The organism is Streptococcus sp. HMSC064D12, assembly GCF_001837205.1.
In the GTDB taxonomy this organism is placed as follows: Bacteria; Bacillota; Bacilli; order Lactobacillales; family Streptococcaceae; genus Streptococcus; species Streptococcus salivarius_D.
The window spans coordinates 1-4,179 of the sequence record NZ_KV831747.1; the positions used below are offsets into that span (position 1 = coordinate 1).

Annotated in this window: 5 protein-coding genes; 1 reads left to right on the forward strand and 4 read right to left on the reverse strand. The window is 38.2% G+C overall.

Annotation, left to right across the window (positions count from 1 at the left end; translation table 11 throughout):
* Positions 1–161 precede the first annotated feature (161 nt).
* The 4 genes from HMPREF2697_RS06035 to HMPREF2697_RS06050 all read right to left on the reverse strand — a co-directional run bounded on the left by HMPREF2697_RS06035 (position 162) and on the right by HMPREF2697_RS06050 (position 2,235).
* Positions 162–473, reverse strand: a complete 312-nt coding sequence (locus HMPREF2697_RS06035) for a hypothetical protein (protein ID WP_037599303.1) — start codon at positions 471–473, stop codon at positions 162–164.
* 352 nt (positions 474–825) lie between these two features.
* Complete coding sequence (locus tag HMPREF2697_RS06040; protein ID WP_037599304.1) at positions 826–1,068, reverse strand: hypothetical protein; 243 nt, start codon at positions 1,066–1,068, stop codon at positions 826–828.
* An 88-nt stretch (positions 1,069–1,156) separates the two neighbouring features.
* Positions 1,157–2,044, reverse strand: coding sequence for a replication initiator protein A (locus HMPREF2697_RS06045; RefSeq protein WP_049545454.1), 888 nt, complete (start codon positions 2,042–2,044; stop codon positions 1,157–1,159).
* The gene (locus tag HMPREF2697_RS06050; protein WP_037599306.1) at positions 2,044–2,235 is read right to left on the reverse strand and encodes a hypothetical protein; all 192 of its coding nucleotides are present in this window, start codon (positions 2,233–2,235) and stop codon (positions 2,044–2,046) included. The genes HMPREF2697_RS06045 and HMPREF2697_RS06050 overlap by 1 nt, the downstream gene beginning before the upstream one ends.
* 186 nt (positions 2,236–2,421) lie before the next feature.
* Between HMPREF2697_RS06050 and HMPREF2697_RS06055 the strand changes: the two genes are divergently transcribed.
* Positions 2,422–3,375, forward strand: a complete 954-nt coding sequence (locus tag HMPREF2697_RS06055; protein ID WP_045769125.1) for a hypothetical protein — start codon at positions 2,422–2,424, stop codon at positions 3,373–3,375.
* The last annotated feature ends 804 nt before the right edge of the window (positions 3,376–4,179 follow it).

Genomic DNA, 4,179 nt, shown 5'->3' on the forward strand with positions numbered 1-4,179 from the left:
TATCAGGAACCTTGTCTGTTGGAACAGTAGGCGTCACGCTAACCGTTGGGCTAGTTGACCCGTCAATAACAGGCGTTGTTTCATCAGCGAAAACCCCTGATGATGCAGTTGCAAGCACTGCTGTTGAGATAAGTGAAATAAATTTCGCTTTATTCAAAGTCTCATACCTCTCTTTTCTTTTCCTTGCGGTGATAACCGACACCGCTTAAGCGAAGGAAGGATTGGTTGTTTTGCACAAATTTTCTTGCAATAACTAAATTATTCCGTTTAACGACTGATATTGCTTGAAATATAGTTGCAAAAGGCACAATCTCTTCCACGTTTACAAGTCGTCCATTTTTTCGCTCTTTTTTTTGAATTGCTGCGAACTTTGGTCGACATTTGGCAACGGTACCGTCTTGAAGATATAGCATTACACCACCTTCAAGACCGAGTTGCCTGAGATCGGATAATCTCAAAAGAGTATCATTCATTTCGAACTCCTTTTTTTGCTTTTGTTTAACCCAAAATAGTTAAATCTGCATTTTGACGTAAGGTTTATAGCTTTGTTCACCTCGAACTCATTAAGGCTGGTAGCCACGGCCCGCTTGACCAACCACACAATTTTAACTGTGGGTCCTACCTCGTTAGCACTTACTTCCTGTAAGTGTGCCTTTGTTATACTTGATACCAGGCGCTAGATATACTTCTACTAGCTACGCTTTCGCCCCCATTTCTTTATTTTATGCCTTGAGTATCACTAATCAGGACGAAAGATTATTATTCAGTTTTCAAGGAACATCAAGCAGTTTTAAGACCTGCTAAGGTCAAAGCTAAAGCAGCTTGTTACATACCAGTTGAAATCCAAGGGCCAACGCTGTCGTAAACCCATCCAACTCCGTTAGCATAGCCTTTTAGGACACTACGGTAATAGAGTCTTCCACGAATTCGGCGGTACTCATAGTAACGTCTCACTGGAGTATCTGCGTGTGCAACATTATCACCTGTCTTGTGCTGAACAGCACTGATTGTTGCACCACCCACTCCAAGAAGAGTGACTGCAAGCATAAGTTTGTTAGCAAATTTCATTTTGCTACCTCCTGAAAACATTTGTGACAGTTTAACGACTTATCCAGGTCATGCTTCTCAAGAAGGTGCTTGCGTTATATTCGCCAGGTCATCCATTCGTATTTTCTTGTTTTCGTCTCTCTTGATTGAAAACAGCTAGAATGCCATTAAAAACAAATTCTGCAATTTTTTCTGTAGAGGATGCGTAACGCATATTTTCCAGGGCGTATTGATAACGTTCATCAAAGTGGCGCATTACAAAGTCTGCTGAAGCTTTTGAGAACCTCTCTTGTCTTAGACGGTCATATACAAGTCCCCAAATATAATCTCTATCGTACTGTGTTGCTTCATCAACTTTGCGGTTTAGCGTATTTTGATATTTATCATCTTGACTAGAGTGAGCCATTTCCTCATCATCATCAAAATGACTGACTTTATTATTACTCTCTTTAATCTCACTCACTTTAGTATAAGTTGAGTCGTAATTTGCGACTTCTTGAAGTCTGATTTCACGACTTCTTGAAGTCGTATTTTCCGACTTCCGGAAGTCGGCTTTTTCGACTTCCGTTGATTTCACTGGGTTTAAGAGCTGTTGAGCTTCCTCAAATTCCATATTAAGAATTTGAATATCTGTGATAGCGTTCTTGACATAGATGCGATTAGCCTTATTTAAACCTTGTCTAACTTCATCAATCAGCCCATATTTAATTAACTCTTTTTTCAACTTCATGACTTTATCTCGACCACAACCAAGGTCTTCAGACAAGTCCTCAATGTTGTAATAAATAAAAATATCGCCCAAGTCATCCACGAATCGTAAGTCACCTTTACGAGTGCTATCAAGCGAAGCACTTAAACGGTCACGGCAAAGCATAAACATCAACTTAGCTTCTGCTTTCAGTTTGCGGTAATACTTAGATTTAATAACCACTTTTGGAAGTTGATAGAAATTGTCGCTATTCAAAGCCTGCTCTAAAGAAATTCTACCGTAAGCCATTACCTTACCTCCCCAACTTTCAGCATCATACCACCTTGTTTAGGAAACTTAATCAAGTTATACTCTTCAAGTTCCTTCAAAGATTCAACTACTTTTTCACGTGACCATCCTGTATCATTCATCAATGACACAATAACCATATTTCTTGATTGTCTTTGTTTAGCACGTAATTTTTTCTGATTTGATTTCATAATTGAACCTCCGAGAGTTAGTATGAGAAAAAACAAAGAGAACGCTTTCCACGTTCTCTTAATGTTATTTATCTAATTCTCCCAATTCAGGACACATACGTAAAGAGTTAGAAATTTTCCCTCATAAAAAAATTAAGCCCTATGCGTCATCTTTTCTCCGGTCAAACTTCATGCTAAAATAAGAGAATGCTTTATCATAAAAAGAAATTAGGAGAAAAACTAGGACTTCCAACCTTTAACCACTACTATAATATTCCTATTACTTCCCTAGAATATAACCTTAAAAACTTAGGTCCGAGTGATACCTATATTATCACTTTTAAACAGGACAATAACCTCTTTGTTGTTGACATAAGACATTCGCTTGGACATACCAGTCATTTTGATACCGTCTCCCTCTTTGAACAAGACAAGGTCTTATCAGGCATCGCTGCTGTCCCTTTGGCCTCTGTTCATAGCATACAAATCTTGTCTTTTCCAGACAAGTTACACTCTCTGGACCCTAGTCAGCGTCTAAAAAATCTCGTCGCTCTTTACTACAAGGATGCAGAAATCATGCGTTACCTCAAGACGACTAAAAATATCGGTGATCAGGTGGCAAGATATCAATTAGAGGCTGATCGACTAGAAAGACAGGATAAGAGTTTTGACTTCTTCAAGTACGCCAGTCGTAGCAAAATACGAGAAGAAAACGGTCTTTCGGAAGTATCCAGCAAGGACTACGACTTCATTCCTGATTTTCATCCCTTCTTAACCTCACCAAGAAGCCAACAGGTTCTAAGCGTACCAGTAACCTACTGTGATGACAAAACGAAACAGACCGCTAAAATAGACATCATGGGGTGGTATATCAAGGACCAACAACTTAAGATTCGTTGGAAACCCAAGTACATGCGCAAACGTCGATGGCGCTCATCACGTATCTCAATTGATATCGTGACCGACAACTACTTCTTCCAAGGACAAATCTATAGAGACAGTAGCGCCCCCATATTTCTGAACAACCTAAGCTTTGATAGCAAGATTCCTAAGAGCTTCCTGCCGCATCTTAAAAATCAATACCAAATCTTTATGGCTCTAGTCGAAGAACAAAAAAGACTGGCTCTCCTACGAAAGGTCCAGTTAAACAATAAGGATTAAGTAACTTTCAAAATTCAACATATCAAAAAGCTCATTCTTACACGCTAGAATGAGCTTTTAAGATTCTTCAATTGTCATTAGAACATCCTTTTGGAATTTTGTAAAAAATATTTTCATAAGGAGGAGTCATTGTGTGTCACCATTTTTATACCTAGCAATCATAGATTACCTCCATCAACTTACAAATAACTTTTATGTATTGTAAATTTTCTATTACATTGGTATCACTCCCTAAGCTATTTTATGCAATAACTTAAGGTGTCTCCATTTTTATAACGTCCTAAATTCATCATCATAGTAATCACCTCTGATTCGTATGATTTGAGACCTATCTCCCCATTGACCACTCAATGAGATCTACTTGTCGCCGTTCTTATAACGACTTACATCAAACATCAACATAAGCGTCACCTCGGTACTTTGTTACAAGATTTAAGCATTTAACTTTTGTCGATAGTTTACTCATTTGGCATCGGTATCACTCCTTAAGCTATTTTACGCAACAGCTTAAGTGTCTCCATTTTTATACCTACTAACATTTCTCATGAGCTTTACCTCACTTTTTGACGTTAATCTTGAGTTTAGCTTTCGATTTCTGGTGGTATCACTCCCTTGTAGCTATTTTATGCAACATTTTTAATCGCCGTTTTTATACCTACTGATATTTTTCATGAACTCACCTCGTTCATCTTAAGAATATAGGATTTACGTTTCGTGTGGCATGGGTATCACTCCTTAGGCTATTTTACGCAACAACCTAAGTGTCTCCATTTTATACCTACTAACATTTCTCATGAGCTTTAC

Excerpts from the sequence above, each read along its gene's own strand:
- HMPREF2697_RS06040 (WP_037599304.1), bottom strand. The coding sequence starts at position 1,068 with ATGAAATTTGCTAACAAACTTATGCTTGCAGTCACTCTTCTTGGAGTG.
- HMPREF2697_RS06035 (WP_037599303.1), bottom strand. The coding sequence starts at position 473 with ATGAATGATACTCTTTTGAGATTATCCGATCTCAGGCAACTCGGTCTT.
- HMPREF2697_RS06055 (WP_045769125.1), top strand. The coding sequence starts at position 2,422 with ATGCTTTATCATAAAAAGAAATTAGGAGAAAAACTAGGACTTCCAACC.
- HMPREF2697_RS06050 (WP_037599306.1), bottom strand. The coding sequence starts at position 2,235 with ATGAAATCAAATCAGAAAAAATTACGTGCTAAACAAAGACAATCAAGA.
- HMPREF2697_RS06045 (WP_049545454.1), bottom strand. The coding sequence starts at position 2,044 with ATGGCTTACGGTAGAATTTCTTTAGAGCAGGCTTTGAATAGCGACAAT.